The sequence below is a fragment of the Williamsia sp. z71 genome (assembly GCF_059553375.1).
In genome coordinates this window covers 762,140-778,656 of the sequence record NZ_JCANWX010000002.1, presented here as the reverse complement: position 1 = coordinate 778,656, position 16,517 = coordinate 762,140, and the positions used below count along the sequence as shown (strand labels likewise).

Below are 16,517 nucleotides of genomic sequence, written 5' to 3'. Positions count from 1 at the left end.
CTGCCAAGGCCACAGCGGCTGGCAACCTGCTCAATGGTGTGATCGGTCTTTTCTCGAGAAGTTCCTGACTTGGTTGACACGCGCAGCCAACTCCAGCAGACCAGCAGCAGGCAGTGCGAACGCTCCGGTACAGATGGACGCAATCCTGGCCCCTCGCCGCGCCGCTTTGTTCAATGCCTCCGACACCGCCGCAGGCGGTGGCCGCCGATAATCGGCGTAACCCGGAATCCTGATTGTCGCAGCGTGATCGAGCTCCTCCAAACCTGGTAGTCGACTTTGACCTCCCAGTGCACCTTGCTGGCGTCCGCATCCACTCACCAACTTGCGCCGCACGGTGAGTACGTGACCGACACGCCCTCAACCACGACGGCCGACGCTGACAGGCTAGGCAATGTACCCACGGGCGACGCGAGGAACAGAAGTCGTCGCGTCGTTCTGTCATTTTGATAGGTGCCACTTGCGTTGGCCCTGAGCAAAATTCGATCGGCTCTGATGGCGCTGGTATTCCCGGAGACTCGCGCTCGACTCGAAGTGGCTTTACACGGTCAGCACCGATGCGTAACGCGGACGAAACTGGCTGCTCGTAGCTTTTGAACTGGTTAGTTCAACGACATCCTAACGACTTCGGTTTCCAGCGCCGTAACCCGAGTGCGGTCAGGATTCCCCCGCTCAGAATGGAACCCACACATGTCTGCTGCCCTCGCCCTCGAAGCCCGCGGACTCCTGGATGATGACGAGACTGCGGTCTCGATCAAGGGTGTCGAGAAGTCCTTCACCATCGGCCGCGGCAAAAAGATCGACGCCGTCGCATCAGTCGATCTCAGCATTGCCAAAGGCGAGTTCGTGGCGGTGATTGGCCCGTCAGGGTGTGGCAAGTCGACGCTGCTGCGGTTGCTGTCCGGGCTCGACATGCCCACCGCGGGCAGCGTCGAGATCTTCGGCGACGATCCGAAAGTGCTGGCGCGACAACACCGTCTCGGCGTGGCCTTCCAGGAGCACGCACTTCTTCCGTGGTCGTCGGTGCGCGCCAACATTGCTCTCCCCTACCGGGTCGCGGGACGGAAAGTCGACCAGGCACGGGTGGATTCGCTCATCGAGTTGGTCGGACTCGCCGGATTCGAGAAGGCGCGCCCCAAGCAACTGTCCGGTGGCATGCGGCAGCGGGTATCGATCGCCCGAGCCCTTGCATTGAACCCGGACCTGCTGTTGCTCGACGAGCCCTTCGGTGCACTCGACGCCGTCACTCGCCGACGGATGAACTCCGAGCTCTCGCGTATCTGGGCCGAGGAACGGATCACCACCCTTCTCATCACGCATGATGTGGACGAGGCGGTCATGCTTGCCGACCGCGTCGTCGTGATGAGCAAGCGTCCCGGCACCATTCAGGCCATCCACAAGGTCGACTTCGAGCGTCCCCGCGACGCGTCGATCACGCGTACCGCGGAGTTCCACCACATCGTCGACACGCTCACCGCCATGCTCGATCATGACGAAAGCGCCGCGGCGTGAGCGCTTCCCACAAGAACTTTGTGTTCTCGGTCTCCGGATGTATCGGCCTTCTCCTCCTGATCGAGCTCGTGGGACGGTTCGGCATCGCCGGACGGGCATGGCCACCCCTCACCGACGTCTTCGACTACCTGTCGACCCCGACCGGATGGAGCCTGGTCCAGCGGAATACGTTGGTAACCCTCTCATCTGCCGTAAAGGGCTTTGCGGCCGGAGCGATCATTGCGATCCTCGCCGCAGCCGTCGCCCTGGTGGTACCACCACTGCGCCCTGGTTTCGACCGCATGGCCGCGATCGTGCATGCGATACCGATGATCGCCTTGGCTCCGTTGCTGATCACCACCGTGGGCCGCACAGACACGCCCGCGGTCGTGGCGGCGCTGAGCGTCGGCTTCGTGATGTTCGTGGCGATGACCTCGGGACTGGCCGCAGTGGGATCCACTCACCAGGATGTGTTCACGGTCCTGGGTACGAGAAAAGGACGGCGGCTACTCCTGCTCGAGCTGCCCCACGCTGTGCCGGCCCTGTTCGACGGTCTCACGCTGGCCGCACCCGCGGCGGTCCTCGGCGCCACGATCGGCGAATGGTTCGGCGCGCCCAGGGGTTTGGGATTGATCATCGTCAGCGCGATGCAGAACTTTCAGATGCCGCTGCTCTGGGCAGCGGCCGCCGCGGCGACAGTGATGTCGCTGGTGGCATACCTCGCGTGTATGGGGCTGCAGCGTATCGCAACTAGGAGATTCACATGAGGCGCGTCCGATTCATCGGCATGGGGCTCGTCCATCTGTGGCCGGTCGCCCTGACCCTCGTTGCGTGGGACATCTGGGTGGTCGCCAGCGGCTACACCGCCACCGTCGCCCCACGACCGTGGCATGTGATCACCGATGTGGTGGCCGGATTCGGCCACTACCTCGGGCCGAGCCTGTACACGATGGGGATGTCCGTGGGCGGGCTGGCCGGGGGCACCCTCATCGGCACCGTCGGCGCCGTACTGGTGTGGTGGTCGGCAGCAGCCTCGGGCGTGCTGACGCCGACCGCCCTGATCATCCGATCGGTTCCGATCACGGCGATGATCCCGATCATCGCCCGCGTGGTTGGTTACGGTGACGTCGCCGTCCTCACCTGTACTGCACTGATCAGCTTCTTTCCCGCATTCGTCCTGACTCTCTCAGGCCTGCGCGCCATCCCGGACAGTGGCCGCGACCTCTTCCAGGTGTTGGGGGCGAGCAAGTTTCAGGTCCTCAGCAGGCTCGGTGTGCTGAACGCAGTGCCCAATCTGATGGTCTCCCTCCGGATCACGGCGCCGATGGCCGTGCTGGCGGCGATGCTGGCCGAGTTCCTCATGGGAGCACACGGTCTGGGCGCACTGTTCAGCGAATCACGCAGTTACCAGGACATGGACCGGGCGTGGGGAACCGCCCTGGTTGCCACGGTGGTGTCGGTTCTCGTGTTCGGCGTGGCGCGGGGTATGGAGCGTCGCGTCAACGACCGAGTCACCTGACCACGACGAATCACGCTGTACCCGAACACATCAGGGCGCCGGTAATGGCGTACTGCCACCGCTGCCTGTCGTTCGTAGCAGTTCACCGTAACGCACGGACGACCGGCTCGAGAAGGAGAAGCTATGCTCACCAGAACAATTCGACGAAGTCGGATGCGGGTGGCGATCACCACACTGTTGGCCGCCTGCCTCACATCGGTCGCAGCCTGCTCGGCCGATGACGGCGACACCGAGGTCGGACCGGACGGCTCACCCCTCACCACTGTGAACGTGTCCCTCGGCTGGATCAAGAACGTTGAGTGGGCAGGCTTCTGGCTCGCCGACGACAAGGGTTACTTCGCCGAGGAAGGTCTGAAGGTCAACTGGATCGGCGGCGGCCCCAACGCGCCGACGCCCGCACAGTCCGTGGCGTCCGGCGAAGCGCAGATCGGCATCGTGCCCAACATGCCCTCCTGGTTGCAGACCTTCGCCAGCGGCGACAATTGGACGGCCTTCGGAGCCCAGTTCCAGGATTCGCCCGGCGCCGTCGTGTCGCTCAGCAGCGAGCCGGTCCGGACCGTCGACGACATGCGCGGCAAAAAGCTACTGGGGCAGGAGGGTACGCAGATCAGCTACGACGCGGCCTTCAAGGTCGCCGGCGAACAGCCCGACTACGAGTTCGTTCCCGTGGGATTCGACATCGCTCCGCTCGTGGAGAAGCAAGGTGTCGCCTACACCGCGTACGTGACGAATCAGCCGATCACGCTGGAAGAACAGTACGGGATGAAGCCGAGTGACTACGTCGTCACGATGTACTCCGAGCTGGGTCTGAGAACCTATGCCGGGGTCATGTTCGGCGAGTCGGAGTACGTCGAGCAGAACGGGGATCTCGTCACCAAGTTCCTGCGCGCATCGATTCGCGGGTGGCAGGAGAACGAGAAGGACCACACTGTCGGGGCGCACCTCGCGGTGGAGAAGTACGGAGTCGACCTCGGTCTGGATCTGACCCAGCAGATCCGGGAGAACGAGGTGCAGCAGGGTCTGCTCGTGGGCGACACCGGGAGTCCGCTCTTCTGGATGGACATCGATCTCATGAACAAGGAGATGTACTCGTGGATGAGAACGGCCGGTTACGAGGAATTCCCAGCGCCGGAGGAGTACGTCGACATGAGTTATCTGCAGGCCGCCCACGACAGTCTCCAATAACGCGACAGTCTCCAATTACCCGCCACTCTGACGTAGAAGGACCTGCAATGACAAGCACAAAAATCGATGCCCCGGGAACCGCTTCCGGCCGACGCGACCTGCGCGCACTCCCCAAAGGACACCTGCACCTGCACATGGAGGCCGGCATCCGTCCTGAGACGCTCGCCGATCTGAGCGCACGCGTCGGAATCGAGTTGCCCGAAACCGGCGGGTTCAAGGGCTTCTCAGCGTTCTCCGCCATGTACAAAGGGCTGCTGACGACATTGCGCCATCCCGACCACCTCGCTTTGCTGGTGGACCAGATCTTCGAGGACCAGGCGGCGGAAGGCGTTGCCTACCTCGAACTCAGTGTCAGCCCGGACCGGTACACCGATGTCTACGGTTCGGTACCGGCCGCACTGGGCGCGATGATCGACCTCGCGCGGCAGGCCTCGCAGAAGCACGGTGTGGCGTACGGACTCATGCCCACAATCGACCGCACGACAGGCACCGATCGTGCACTCGTGGTCGCCGAGGCGGCAGCCGGGTTCGCCGGGGCGGGGGTCGTATCGCTGGGCCTGGCCGCCGACGAACGGGGCCACCCCGGATCGAGGTTCCGCCCCGCGTTCGAGATCGCCAAGGACGCTGATCTGCAGGTGACACCGCATGCCGGTGAATTGGTCGGCGCCGAATCGGTACGGGACGCGATCGACGTCCTGGGTGCCGACCGCATTCTGCACGGCGTCCGGTGTGTGGAGGATTCGGATCTGGTGGCAGAGTTGGCCGAACGCGGCATCCCACTCGACATGTGCCCGACATCGAATGTCCTTCTCGATGTCGTCGAAGACATTGCGTCGCATCCGATCACTTACCTGCTCGAACAGGGGGTGCGCTGCTCGATCAACGCCGATGATCCGATCCTGTTCGGCCCGAACATCTTGGCGGAATACCAACTGTGCCGGGACACGATCGGGTTGTCTGACGAACAGCTCGCGGCGTGCGCATGGACGTCGATCGAGACCACACTGGCCCCGGATGAGGTGAAGTCGCAGGCGAAGGCGAGAATCGACTCGTGGTTGGCGTCGTAGCGCCACTGTTCTCGCCGCGCTGACGACGTGGCGACGCACCATTCACAGTGATCCCTGTGAATGGTGCGTTCGCATTTTCCGAGTGACCTTAGGATGGCGGCATGGCGACAGGCAGTGAGCGCGAGCGGTTGCTCAATCTAGTGATCGACCTGATTCTCGAGCGCGGGATGATCGATGTCAGCCTCAGTGCGATCGCGCGAGAGGTCGGTTCGAACAATCGGATGCTGCTCTACTACTTCGGTTCCCGCGAGGAGTTGCTCGACGAGGCGTCGCTGAAAGCGTTCGATCGTTTCCCACGCCTACGTGATTTGTTCGTCCGGCTGAGCGAGCCGGGTGACCTCTACGACCGACTGGTCCGTGCGTGGGACGATCTGTCGCACCCCGACAATCTGGAGTTCCTGCGTCTGTACTTCCAGCGTTTCGGAGTCGCGATGCGAGAGCCGGGCAAGTGGCAGGGATTCACCGAACGTGCTGGGCAGCAATGGGTGTCGGAAGTCAGCAAGCTGCTCGAGGCCGAGGGTTTCGGTCACAGGGACGCGCGCACCGGAGCGATCCAGGTGGTGGCTCTGTGGCGTGGGCTGCAGGTGCTGTTGCTCTCCGGTGTCCCACACGCGCAGCTCCGTCTGCCCTATCAGGAGGGTGTGCGTGCGGTCGTGTCCTCATCGGCACCGCACTGATCCGAAAAAGCAGCGCCCACCCCTCGCCCACTGAGGTGCGAGGAGCGATGAGCAACGAGCCGAAGGGCTTGGCGGCAGGCCGAAGGCACTGAGGTTCTCTTACGTGTAATCGGGGGTAATCCCGGCGAAACACCAGCCACCTACAGTTTGAACTGTTCAGTTCAAAAAGAGTGGATGGAGTGACTCGACATGGTGAAACTGTGGAAGATCGGGATGTTCCAGCACTCCGGACTGACCGGACCGTGGCGGCTCCCGGAGAACAGATCGACCGACTTCGTCGACCTCGACCACTGGCTGACGATGGCACGACGCTGTGAGGCGGCGGGCGTGGACTTTCTGTTCTTCGCCGACGACTACGGCTATCCGGTTCTCGGTGACGGCATACCCGCGGACGCGCTTCGCGGGGGAATCCAGTTCCCCAAGGGTGACCCGACGGTGCTCCTCGGTGCCCTCGCGGCGGTCACCGAACGGCTCGGTCTGGTGACCACCCTGTCGACCCAGGTGGAGAAGCCGCCGATGGTGGCGCGCAAGATGGCAACACTCGACCACCTCACGCGGGGACGCATCGGCTGGAACATCGTGACCGGTGCTGGGCAGAACGCCTCGGCACGACTGTTCGGGATTCCGTTGACCGACCACGACAAGCGCTACGAGATCGCCGCCGATCACGTCGACCTGTGCCTGAAGCTCTGGGAGGGGTGCTGGGACGACGGGGGGTTGCTCGCAGACCGTGAGACCGGCGTGTACGCGGACCCGGACAGGGTGCGGGAGATCGAACACCACGGACCCCATTTCCAGGCGAAAGGCATCCTCACGATGCCACCCGGACCGCAGCGCACGCCCACGCTATTCCAGGCCGGCTCCTCGAGCGCCGGCCGGGATCTCGCGGCACGGTACGCCGAAGCCGTGTTCCTCGCCGCCGAGGTACCCACGATGACCGAGCAGATTGCCGACATCCGCAGGCGCGCAGAGACATACGGCCGAGATCCGGACTCGGTCAAATGTCTGGTCGCCGGCACGTTCATCGTGGGACCCACCCGTGCCGATGCGCTGGAGATCCGTCGACGTCAGGTGTCAACCCGAACACTTCGCGACGCCGCGGTCGCCTATTCATTCTTCACCGGCCTGGACCTGACCACGATGGACCCCGACAAACAGCTCGACCCGAGCGCCGCGACCACGCAGACCGGGCGCACCAACGTCGAGCGGTTCCTGGGACCCGAGGCACCGACAGTTCGCGAGATTCTCGAAGAGTTCCAGCGAAACAACGTGATGGGCAGCCCCCTGATCGGCGACCCGGTCGAGGTGGCCGACGCCGCGGAAGAGGTGATCGCGACAACCGGCGCCGACGGGTTCCTGGTTCAGGCTGATCACACCGGCACTTTCGACAGCTTCATCGATCTCGTGCTGCCTGAGCTGGCCGCACGTGGGTTGGTGGTCACCGATGCTCCGCCCACCACCTTGCGTCAACGGCTCGGAGGCACGTCGCCGCACCTGCCGGTGGATCACCCGGGGGCATCATACCGCCGCTCCGCCGTTGAATTCGCCTGATACGACATCACTTTCATCACCCATCTCACCAATCAACGAAAGAAGAAGCATGAGCAAGAAACTAGCGATCGGGATGTTCCAGACCAGTGGTGCGCGGGGTGCCTGGAAGATCCCCGGACATGAATCTGACTTGGGTTTCACCGATCTCGAGTACTGGTTGGATCTCGCCAAGAAGTGCGAGGCGGCCGGGGTCGACTTCCTGTTCCTCGCGGACTCCTACGGGTACCCGACGATGAACGGTGGGATCATCCCCACTGCGATCGAACGCAATGTGCAGTTCTCGTCCATCGATCCGCAGGTGATGATCTCGGCTCTCGCCGCCGTCACCGAGAACCTCGGCCTGGTCACGACGGTGTCAACGCAGGTCGAATCGCCTCCCATCGTCACGCGGCAATACCGCGCGCTCGATCATTTCAGCAAGGGCCGGGTGGGCTGGAACATCGTCACCGGCTCGGCGCAGGCCGGTTCGGCACTGCTCTTCGGTGAGCCCCTGATGGCACACGACGAGCGATACCGTAAGGCTGCCGACCACGTCGAGTTGTCCCTCAAGTTCTGGGAGGGTTGCTGGGAGCACGACGCGTACCGCCACGACAGCCAGACACAAACGTGGGCGGATCCGTCGAAGGTGCACGAGATCCATCACCGTGGACCCCATTTCCGCAGCGACGGAGTTCTCGTGACGCCGCCCGGTCCCCAGGTGACGCCCACACTCTTTCAAGCGGGTGCGTCCGCGCCGGGCCGCGCGCTGGCCGCGAAGTACGCCGAGGCGGTCTTCCTCGCCGCGGAATCGAACGCTTTGGCACAACAGATCTCGGACATCCGGCGGCTCGCCGAGGAGAACGGACGTGGACGCGATGCCGTCAAGTGTCTGATCGCCGGTACCTTCCGGGTCGCGGACAGTCTGGAGGAGGCGACGCGTCAGCATCAGGAGCAGATCGCCTCGATCACACTGGAGCACGCCGCGACCCTCTACGCGTACTTCACCGGCATCGACCTGTTGTCCTTCGATCTCGACAAGCCGATCCCGGAGACCGCCGCCAACGGTGACAACGGCCGCACCAACATCGAACGTTTCCTGGGACCGGACGCACCGACGGTGCGCGAAGTCCTCGCGGAGTTCCGCGCCAACGGCGTGATGGGCAAACCGTTCCTCGGCACCGCCGAGCAGGTGGTCGACCAAGCCGAGGCCATGATCGCCGAAACCGATGCGGACGGCTTCCTGGTTCAGCCGGAGCCGGACGGCAACCATGACGCATTCTTCGGAGAAGTCATGCCGGAACTCCGACGTCGCGGCCTGCTCAAGGACGAACTACCCGGCACGACGCTGCGCGAGCATCTGTTCGGCGAGGGCAACAAACTGCTGCCCGACACGCATCCGGGTGCGGCCTTCCGCTCGGCGGGAGCGTTGGTCTGATCCCGCTTCGGGTCACATGAACAGCGCTCGACCGAGTCGCACGCCGAAATCTGCCGACGGATTCGTCCCCGAGTCCCCAACTCTTTCCATAATGGCCTCGACCGCGAGATCACGCCGTCGCGGCAACCGAGAGGCCTCCGCGCGATCGAGTGCCTCTTGCATCTGTTCGCGGGTGAGGTCGGTGCAGTAGCATGGTGCACCTGGCTGCTGCCGCCATGATTCCGCCAATGTTCCCGCGTCGAAACCGTCGAAGCCGGTGTCCTCGACCAGAGCGATACCGAGTTCGCGATGAGCTCGTTCGTTTCCGGCCACCGGTATCGCAATGCGGTCGGGGCTTCCCGCCGGAGTGCCTTTGCTGGCTAGAGAATCGGATCCGATCGCATTCCAAGCCTTCACGATTGGACGTCCTAATACCTCTGCAACCCAGAGGCTTTCAATCTGCCCCGCCTCGATCGCATCGATGACGGCGTCTCGTAGAGGGTAATAGTTGGATGTGTCGATGACGATCGCGTCGGTCGGCAGGTCGGTGACCAGCGATGCGATCTCGGGTAGCCGGTGGAGAGGGATCGACAAGATGAGGACGTCGACCCCCGTTACGGCATCGGAAGCGGTGACGGCACGAGCACCCGTGGTCAGGACCTCCGCGTCGATGGTCTCAGGCCCCCTCGAATTCGCGACTTTCACATCATGGCCCGCCGAACTGAGCTTCTGTGCCAACGTCTTTCCGATGTGACCCACACCGATAATGCCAATCTTCATTGAGAACTTCCTATCTGGGTTGATGTCGAACTATTTGGAGGAATAGAGATCGTGACGCCACCGAGCCGTCACGTGAACCTCTCTCAGAACATGCGATTGGCGACGTCTACCGGTGTTGCGGTGTCGAGTACTGCGCGCAGCGCTTCCTTCGAGACCGGTGCCGCGGCCGCGGTCATGAAATCCTCGAACGGTACGTTCGGATCTGCAAGATAGACCTGCGTGTAGCCGGCCGCTTCGGGCTCGAAACGCCATGTTTCCGCCACTGATCCAACATCGAGGGTGTCAAAACCCAGGCGGTCGATGAGACCCGCGACGAGGGCGACGGCGTCAGGGTCATCGCCGGCGATGGGAAGAGCGCTCCGGTCCGGCGCACCAGAGGGACGCGCTAGCTGCGGAATGTGGTGCGCGAGAATGTTGCTGAATGCCTTCACCAATTTCGCCCCGGGCAGATGCTTCTGGTTCCACTGAAACTGGTTGACCTGTCCCGAGTCCAGCTCGGCGATCCTGCCATCCCGGGACGGATAGTAGTTTCCGGTGTCAAGTACCGTTTTCCCGCTCAACAACCCCTCGGGCAGGACGCGGTAAGCGGCTACCGGGATGCTTAGCAGCACAAAATCCCCAGCATCAGCAGCCTCCTCGATGGTGCCGGCGGTGGCGCGAGGTCCCAGTTCCTCGACGAGGTCCGAAAGCGTCCCGGGTCCACGCGAATTGGCGATCACAACGTTGATTTCGGCGGCGACCGCCAACCGTGCGACTGCGCTGCCGATGTTTCCGCTACCGATGATTCCCAGTGTTGTCATGATGTGTGCTCAGCTCTCTTGTAGGTCAGGAAGATACGCGGGTGTCGCGCCCATAGCGTGGTGCGGCCTTGAGGTTGTCGCGCAAGGTCGGACCGTCGTAGTCGAGGTGGAAAACTCCGCGTTCCTGCAGGATCGGCACAACCCGATCAACGAAAGCTCCCACGCCGTCGTGAAGACCGTCTACGGCGATCGAGAAGCCATCGCACGCCCCGGCTTCAAACCATTCCTGCATGTGATCGGCGATATCCTCGGGCGTCCCTGCGACAACAGGGTGATAGTCGATCACGCCGTGCGCCAGGACATCCCGCAGCGACCACCCTTCTCGAACCACCTCGAGCGCCCGTTCCGATCGAGGATCGCCGGGGTTGGCCACGGCACGAGCCAAGTTGGCACCGGAAACCGGTCGATCAATATCGTCGTAGCTCAACCGAAGTCCCAACATCGCTCCCAGATACCCGACGCGTTGTTCAAGGTCGATCGATTCATCCAGACGACGACGCCGCGCAAGTGCCTCCGCCTTCGAATCGGCCACAGTCGGCATGAAGCCGGCAAACATCTTTACATCGCCTGCCTCACGGCCGGCAGCGACCGCGCACGCGCGCAGCGCCTGCCGTTGGGCACGCGCGCTCTCGATGGTGTACGGATTGGCGTAGACACCGTCGGCGTACATCCCGGCCAACTCCATCCCCTCCCGCCCGCCACCGGCCTGAAAGATCACCGGCTGCCCCTGTTCAGACGGCGGGATGGCCAAAGGGCCTCGCGCAGCCACATATTTGCCCCGCAGATTCACCGGACCCACCTTGTCGGGGTCGGCGAAAACACCGCGCTCGACATCACCGATGAATGCGTCTTGCTGCCAACTGCCCCACAAGGATTCGACGATTTGGATCACCTCGTGAGCCCGTTCGTACTTTTGTTGCCGCGGGGGAACCGCGGCACCGAAGTTGGCTGCGGCCTCCGGACTCGAGGTCGTGACTGCGTTCCAGCCCACGCGGCCACGGCTGATCACGTCGAGCGCCTTGTATTGCCGGGCCAGGTTGAACGGTTCGGTGAAGGTCGTCGAGCTGGTCGCCACCAACCCGATGCGCGAGGTTTCCCGCGCAATCGCTGTCATCGCCACGATCGGATCGAGCACGTAGTTCGAAGGTTGCCGCGCAAGATCGATGTCCAAAGCCGGCGTATCAGCGAAAAACAGCAACTGGATCTTGCCGCGTTCTGCGGTACGTGCGAAGCGAACGTAGGCGTCCATGTCGGCGTGACTGTTCAAGTCCACTCCCGGCAACCGCCACGCGCCCGGTTCACTGCCGTACCCGCCCACCAACTGCATGGCCAGGAGTATCTGTGGCTTGTCCATCGTTCGACCTCGCTATCCGGAGAACCTCTCCGAAACCACGTTACGGACAGGCTCTCCGCTTAGCAAGCCTCAGGTCGGGCGATCATTCCTACCCGCTCACTGCCGCGCGTCACCGGACCGATCCCATCCTGACCGAATCAGTGCCCGCAACGCGGCGGACGAAGACTCGTCCGCTATGGCAGCGCCACTGACCCATGACATCGCAAGGACGGCGAGGAACAACTCGCGGCCACGTACGCCGATGCGCGCGGCACCATCACGCTGAGCTGCGCCCAGGAAATGATCGGTGGTGGTGACAAATCCTTCACAGGTCATGGCCAAGGGCGAGGTCTTGTGGGTGAGCGCCTCGCGCAAGGGATTCGACAGGCCTTCGAAAGCGGAAGACCACTGGAACACCGCGTCGAGCCATTTCTGAAGAGCTGTCGCAGGATCCGATTCATTAGCCTCGATAGCGTCCCGACGAGCCGCCAGTTCCTCGTCACGACTGCGAAGCAACTCGGCAAGCAACGCATCCCGAGACGGAAAGTGTCGATACAAGGTGCCCGCACCGACACCGGCGCGCTTGGCGATCTCATTGATCGAACCCGAGATCCCCTCCTCCGAGAACACCTTCTCGGCGATCGCCAAGATATGGGCGCGATTTCTCTCACCGTCGGCGCGGGGTCGCCGCGCCGCAGTCTTCGCCTCAGTCATATCGAACCTTCCGACGACGACGCAAGAAGTTCCTGGCGTCGCCCCCAGCTTAAGCGGAGAATCTCTCCGAGGCGCCGGGCGTCACCCTTGCCCATCTTTCGGAGGCCCCCAGCACGGTCACTCTCCCGGTTCGTGCGAACAGGTAGCGGACTACTCGTGCGCATCCCATTGCGCCCGGCACAGACTGTCGGTAGCAATGCATGGCAGCAATGGAGGTACGGCGATGAGCAGTGTGCAGCAACAAGCACTTGATACCTTTTATGCACTCGACAACGTGATCACGGTCAAGATCACCATGCCTCCGGCAAAGTGGGACGCCGTGCGCAACGAGGAGCCGGCCGGCGGCCGGTGCAACTTCGACTGGACCGGTGGCAGCAGGTACACCTGGCAGAAGGCGACATCGGTCGAGATATCCGGAACGAAGTTCCCCGCCAAGACCACGGCCACCGACGTGGGCATCAAGAAGAAATCATTCTGCGGCTCCATAGACAACAACAAGCCTTGCCTCCATGTCGATTTCGGCAAGTTCGGCGATGCCAAAGCGATCGAGGCCCTGATCGGGTCGCGCTACGTGACGCTCAACAACTCAATTCAAGACAAGTCTTACATCAAGCAGACACTGGGCTACCGGATGCTGGACATGGCCGGGCTGCCCAATTCGCGATGCAACTACGCGAAGGTGTTCGTCAACGGAACGTTGGTCGGCCAAGGTGTAGGTGGCGTCAACGGCCCAGGCGTCTACGTCAACGCCGAACCAATCATGAAGCGCTACATCGAGCGGAACTTCAAGGGCAATCTGAAAGGCAACCTGTACGAGCTCGAGCATCATGACGATTTCGTCGAGGAGCGGCTGAAACTCATCGGAGTCGAATCCCTCTCCGCATTCGAGGACAAAGCCGACTTGACGTTTGCGGTTGCTCAGGTCAAAGCCGGTGGCCTCGCGGGCGCGGACAAGGTGCTCGACATGGACCAATTCCTCAAGGTCTACGCGATGGAGTTCCTCTTCAAGCATTGGGACGGCTATGCCGACAACACCAACAACACTTACATCTACAACGACCTGGCAGCCGTCGCCGTTCCGGGCGTGGGCAACGTCAAATTCAAGATGATCCCGTGGGGCATCGACCAGATTCTGCAGCCGAACAAACCCTTCAAGCTGGGCCGTGATGGCTTGATCGCGCAACTGGTGCGCAATGACGACGCGCGCCGCAAGCAATTGTTCGACCAGATTCGGCTGTATCGGGACACGTTGTTCAGCCGCGAGCATCAGCAGACGGTCCTCAAACCCCTGATTGATCAGATGGAGAGACTGGTCGTCGGATTCGGCGTACCCGATGCTGTCGCCAAAATCGAGTCCGTGCGGCAGCAACTACGGCTGGCCGAGTCGGCGGGGTTCATCGCGACGGGCCTTCCCGGCCCGGCAAATCCTGTTCATGTCCTCAAGCACGATTCCGGGGAGTGTCTCCATGCGAGTAATACCGAGTCCATTCCGCCAGGCATTCCCGCTCCGGTCAACTTCGAGGTCTACCACCAGCCGATGAAAGACGACAACGACAAAGCCGATCTGTGGGCCCTCGATGACCTCGGAACCGCAAAGTCGCTGACCAATCAGGCGTACAACCGCGTCCTGCACGCCGGCGCCACCCAGGTCACGCCGCAGGGGCACAAGTATCTCTACACCTGTGCGCCCAGCAATGGGGACCACGCTGAAGAGTTCACGATTGCGCCCGTGCCTGTCCCGGTCACCGACCCGGCCAATCCGCCGGGCCGGTTCGCCTATACCGGATATTTCAATCTCGTCAGCGTGCGGACCAACGAGATGGCGAAGTTTGGGCTCGACCTCACTCCGGGCGGCAGGGCCAGGGTGCACCAGGAACTTCCTGGTTCCAACCTCTACTTCTACTGATCGCTCACGGGATAGTCGATGATCGCGTAGCCACCTTTGTCGTCGACGATCAGGAGTTTCCTCTCGCCACCGCTCGAGAATGCCACGACGCCTTCTGGTTTCATCGACCGATGGAAGTTGACGTCGAGCAGCTCGATGTCGTCGTGACCGCGCTTCCACGTGCCGAGCTGAAACGGTTCCTTGCCGTCGCTGGTCGACCGCCCGAGCATCATCAGGAAGTCGCCGGCCCCTGCGTCGTAGGAGATGTCGCGGACGCCATGCTTCCCGGTCGCTCCCGGTATGCGGATGTGCTCGATCGACGGCGTCGCGAGCGACCCGGTGTTCCATGGGGCAACGCCAGCGTCGATCGGGACCCGAATCACCGTGATACTTCCGCGATCCGCCGGCTCCCGCAGGCCGAACAGCAGCCCCGGCGTACGCGGGTCCCAGCCAAGGCCTTCGATGTTCAGCCCGTCCTTGTCGGGGTTTCTCCGGCCGGCCGGCCGGAGGAACGGCACATGGTGCAGCAACCAGTCACGGAATCCGAGCATCGCTTCGGCCTGAAGGTCACCGTTTGATGTGTAGCGAACGCGCACCACACCAACCCGTCGTTGACATGTTGTCGCCCTGACCCTTTGGTGTCCACAACACAGAGAGAGGACGCGGCAACGATGTAGACCTCACCGTCGCGGTCAATGCGGGCCAGCCCCTCTGGATCACCCAGCTGCCCCTCACTCAAGCCGACCAACGGCCGGCGCGAAATCCGTTCCACTCCTGAGCTTCTGACATCCAGCGCCAGTTCGAACAGCGCAGACGGGTCGTGGTTGTCGACGAAGACGAACCGGCCCGGACCGACTTGCACAACACCCGAGGCGTTGAACGGCGCGCTTCCGTTCGTCTCCCCGAACGGCGTCGACTTGACCTTCCCTTTGCGCACACCCCGCTCGACTGCGTGCAACGCAGCCGCGGCTTTTGCATTCCAGTGCGCCATGTGGTCCCTCCCCTGCGGTTGTGTGTCGAGCCTCGGGGCCGCGCATCATGTATGGCGTACTGCGCGAATCATATTCGCAGGTCAGAACCGGATACCAGCTTTGATTCGTCAGCTGGGCGAGACCCCGCGATCTGCGAACCGGCGGTGATCGCCATGTTCGAGAACATCTTTCCGGAGAAGCCGAACAGCAGCGCCAACGCCAGCGCCACTGGAGTTGTCGGGTCGTTCCATGCATCCCGGAAGACCTGGCCGAGCAGGCCGATGTCTTCACTCGCGAGGAACGTCACCATGAGAAGGCCTCCGACCGCTGTCAATGCACCACCGACAGGGCTGAGTACCCGGACTCCCCACGTCGTCTGAGTGGCGTTGCTCAGGCGAGCGTCGATGAGCGGCGCGAGGAACCCGCCGATAGCGCCCAAGAGCAGCGTCTCGACATGCCCGAGCATCGAACCGACGGCGATCACGCCCCAAAGTCCAACGAGCGCCAACCACAGCGAGGCCCGCTGCCGGTCGAAGTCTGCGCGCAGCGCAGCGTCCTCGCGGGCATGACAGAGTTCGTCGGCGCGCGCCATGATGATTCGCCGGGCATTCGGCGTGATGGAATCGCTTTTGAACCGGTCTCTTAGCGCCTTTTCGCTCATTTTGTCGGATTCCGAGAGTCGGAGAAAGATGGTTTCCGCGAACGATGCCAAGTCGTCGTCAGGGACGAGGTACGACCGGAGTCGGCTCAGACCGTTCAGTGTCTGCTGGGCGGCCATCAACTCGTTGAGATTGACGGCGCGGAACGAACGCCTCACCAGAGCTTTCTTATGGGCCTTTTTGCATGTCTGGTCTTTCTGGTCCCTCGGCGGCTGGCTCAATCTCACCGACTCGTTCAGACCCGCCAATTCCGCTTTGAGTAATGCCCCCAGCTGTTTGTCGGTGTCCAGGCCGGTGTGCATGGAAATCTCGATCCCAGCTCGCAATCGCGCGATCTGCGACTTCAGCAACCACCGCCTCGGGGCAGCGATCATCCAGCTGTAGGTGAGCCAGACTATGACCAAATAGAGCAGTCCAACGGCCAGGAGTACGAAGAATGCCTGCCAGTCCATCATCGACCTCCAGTACTACAGCCCTACGGGAGCCGGCGGCAGC

Annotated in this window: 16 protein-coding genes; 9 read left to right on the top strand and 7 right to left on the bottom strand. The window is 62.6% G+C overall.

The window, feature by feature from the left end; translation table 11 throughout:
- Positions 1–687 precede the first annotated feature (687 nt).
- From AC51GR_RS07815 to AC51GR_RS07780, 8 genes are all read left to right on the top strand, one after another.
- A complete protein-coding gene (locus AC51GR_RS07815; RefSeq protein WP_496324019.1) occupies positions 688–1,509 on the top strand; it encodes an ABC transporter ATP-binding protein in 822 nt (273 codons plus the stop codon).
- Positions 1,506–2,255 carry an ABC transporter permease gene (locus tag AC51GR_RS07810; RefSeq protein ID WP_496324018.1) on the top strand — a complete coding sequence of 250 codons (750 nt, stop codon included), beginning with the start codon at positions 1,506–1,508 and terminating at the stop codon, positions 2,253–2,255. The genes AC51GR_RS07815 and AC51GR_RS07810 overlap by 4 nt, the downstream gene beginning before the upstream one ends.
- Entirely contained in the window at positions 2,252–3,007 is a 756-nt protein-coding gene (locus AC51GR_RS07805; RefSeq protein WP_496324017.1) for an ABC transporter permease, read from the top strand. Before AC51GR_RS07810 ends, AC51GR_RS07805 begins: the two co-directional genes overlap by 4 nt.
- A 123-nt stretch (positions 3,008–3,130) precedes the next feature.
- Positions 3,131–4,192 (top strand): ABC transporter substrate-binding protein, encoded by a 1,062-nt coding sequence (locus AC51GR_RS07800; protein WP_496324016.1) that lies wholly within the window; start codon positions 3,131–3,133, stop codon positions 4,190–4,192.
- A 47-nt stretch (positions 4,193–4,239) separates the two neighbouring features.
- A complete protein-coding gene (gene add, locus AC51GR_RS07795) occupies positions 4,240–5,259 on the top strand; it encodes an adenosine deaminase (protein WP_496324015.1) in 1,020 nt (339 codons plus the stop codon).
- A gap of 101 nt (positions 5,260–5,360) precedes the next feature.
- Complete coding sequence (locus AC51GR_RS07790) at positions 5,361–5,936, top strand: TetR/AcrR family transcriptional regulator (protein ID WP_496324014.1); 576 nt, start codon at positions 5,361–5,363, stop codon at positions 5,934–5,936.
- A gap of 189 nt (positions 5,937–6,125) precedes the next feature.
- Positions 6,126–7,487 (top strand): NtaA/DmoA family FMN-dependent monooxygenase, encoded by a 1,362-nt coding sequence (locus tag AC51GR_RS07785; protein WP_496324013.1) that lies wholly within the window; start codon positions 6,126–6,128, stop codon positions 7,485–7,487.
- A 49-nt stretch (positions 7,488–7,536) separates the two neighbouring features.
- Positions 7,537–8,901, top strand: a complete 1,365-nt coding sequence (locus AC51GR_RS07780; RefSeq protein ID WP_496324012.1) for an NtaA/DmoA family FMN-dependent monooxygenase — start codon at positions 7,537–7,539, stop codon at positions 8,899–8,901.
- A 12-nt stretch (positions 8,902–8,913) separates the two neighbouring features.
- Here the strand turns inward: AC51GR_RS07780 and AC51GR_RS07775 are convergent, their stop codons facing one another.
- The 5 genes from AC51GR_RS07775 to AC51GR_RS07755 form a co-directional block, all read right to left on the bottom strand.
- Positions 8,914–9,660 carry an NADPH-dependent F420 reductase gene (locus AC51GR_RS07775; RefSeq protein WP_496324011.1) on the bottom strand — a complete coding sequence of 249 codons (747 nt, stop codon included), beginning with the start codon at positions 9,658–9,660 and terminating at the stop codon, positions 8,914–8,916.
- An 83-nt stretch (positions 9,661–9,743) separates the two neighbouring features.
- Complete coding sequence (locus AC51GR_RS07770; RefSeq protein ID WP_496324010.1) at positions 9,744–10,460, bottom strand: NADPH-dependent F420 reductase; 717 nt, start codon at positions 10,458–10,460, stop codon at positions 9,744–9,746.
- A gap of 25 nt (positions 10,461–10,485) precedes the next feature.
- Complete coding sequence (locus tag AC51GR_RS07765; RefSeq protein WP_496324009.1) at positions 10,486–11,814, bottom strand: NtaA/DmoA family FMN-dependent monooxygenase; 1,329 nt, start codon at positions 11,812–11,814, stop codon at positions 10,486–10,488.
- A 96-nt stretch (positions 11,815–11,910) separates the two neighbouring features.
- On the bottom strand, positions 11,911–12,441 hold the full coding sequence (locus AC51GR_RS07760) for a TetR/AcrR family transcriptional regulator (protein WP_496324008.1): 531 nt from the start codon (positions 12,439–12,441) through the stop codon (positions 11,911–11,913).
- Positions 12,442–12,765: 324 nt separating this feature from the next.
- Positions 12,766–12,966, bottom strand: a complete 201-nt coding sequence (locus AC51GR_RS07755; protein WP_496324007.1) for a hypothetical protein — start codon at positions 12,964–12,966, stop codon at positions 12,766–12,768.
- Between AC51GR_RS07755 and AC51GR_RS07750 the strand changes: the two genes are divergently transcribed.
- On the top strand, positions 12,959–14,413 hold the full coding sequence (locus tag AC51GR_RS07750; RefSeq protein ID WP_496324006.1) for a CotH kinase family protein: 1,455 nt from the start codon (positions 12,959–12,961) through the stop codon (positions 14,411–14,413). The two genes, AC51GR_RS07755 and AC51GR_RS07750, sit on opposite strands and share 8 nt — an antisense overlap.
- Here the strand turns inward: AC51GR_RS07750 and AC51GR_RS07745 are convergent.
- Both AC51GR_RS07745 and AC51GR_RS07740 read right to left on the bottom strand, forming a co-directional pair.
- On the bottom strand, positions 14,407–14,988 hold the full coding sequence (locus tag AC51GR_RS07745) for a hypothetical protein (RefSeq protein ID WP_496324005.1): 582 nt from the start codon (positions 14,986–14,988) through the stop codon (positions 14,407–14,409). The genes AC51GR_RS07750 and AC51GR_RS07745 overlap by 7 nt on opposite strands.
- 463 nt (positions 14,989–15,451) lie before the next feature.
- Positions 15,452–16,474: a hypothetical protein gene (locus AC51GR_RS07740; protein WP_496324004.1), complete on the bottom strand. Its 1,023-nt coding sequence runs from the start codon at positions 16,472–16,474 to the stop codon at positions 15,452–15,454.
- Positions 16,475–16,517: the final 43 nt, after the last annotated feature.

Coding starts and splice junctions, on each gene's coding strand:
- AC51GR_RS07815 (WP_496324019.1), top strand. CDS start 688: ATGTCTGCTGCCCTCGCCCTCGAAGCCCGCGGACTCCTGGATGATGAC.
- AC51GR_RS07805 (WP_496324017.1), top strand. CDS start 2,252: ATGAGGCGCGTCCGATTCATCGGCATGGGGCTCGTCCATCTGTGGCCG.
- AC51GR_RS07800 (WP_496324016.1), top strand. CDS start 3,131: ATGCTCACCAGAACAATTCGACGAAGTCGGATGCGGGTGGCGATCACC.
- add (WP_496324015.1), top strand. CDS start 4,240: ATGACAAGCACAAAAATCGATGCCCCGGGAACCGCTTCCGGCCGACGC.
- AC51GR_RS07790 (WP_496324014.1), top strand. CDS start 5,361: ATGGCGACAGGCAGTGAGCGCGAGCGGTTGCTCAATCTAGTGATCGAC.
- AC51GR_RS07785 (WP_496324013.1), top strand. CDS start 6,126: ATGGTGAAACTGTGGAAGATCGGGATGTTCCAGCACTCCGGACTGACC.
- AC51GR_RS07780 (WP_496324012.1), top strand. CDS start 7,537: ATGAGCAAGAAACTAGCGATCGGGATGTTCCAGACCAGTGGTGCGCGG.
- AC51GR_RS07775 (WP_496324011.1), bottom strand. CDS start 9,660: ATGAAGATTGGCATTATCGGTGTGGGTCACATCGGAAAGACGTTGGCA.
- AC51GR_RS07770 (WP_496324010.1), bottom strand. CDS start 10,460: ATGACAACACTGGGAATCATCGGTAGCGGAAACATCGGCAGCGCAGTC.
- AC51GR_RS07765 (WP_496324009.1), bottom strand. CDS start 11,814: ATGGACAAGCCACAGATACTCCTGGCCATGCAGTTGGTGGGCGGGTAC.
- AC51GR_RS07755 (WP_496324007.1), bottom strand. CDS start 12,966: ATGCCCACGTCGGTGGCCGTGGTCTTGGCGGGGAACTTCGTTCCGGAT.
- AC51GR_RS07740 (WP_496324004.1), bottom strand. CDS start 16,474: ATGGACTGGCAGGCATTCTTCGTACTCCTGGCCGTTGGACTGCTCTAT.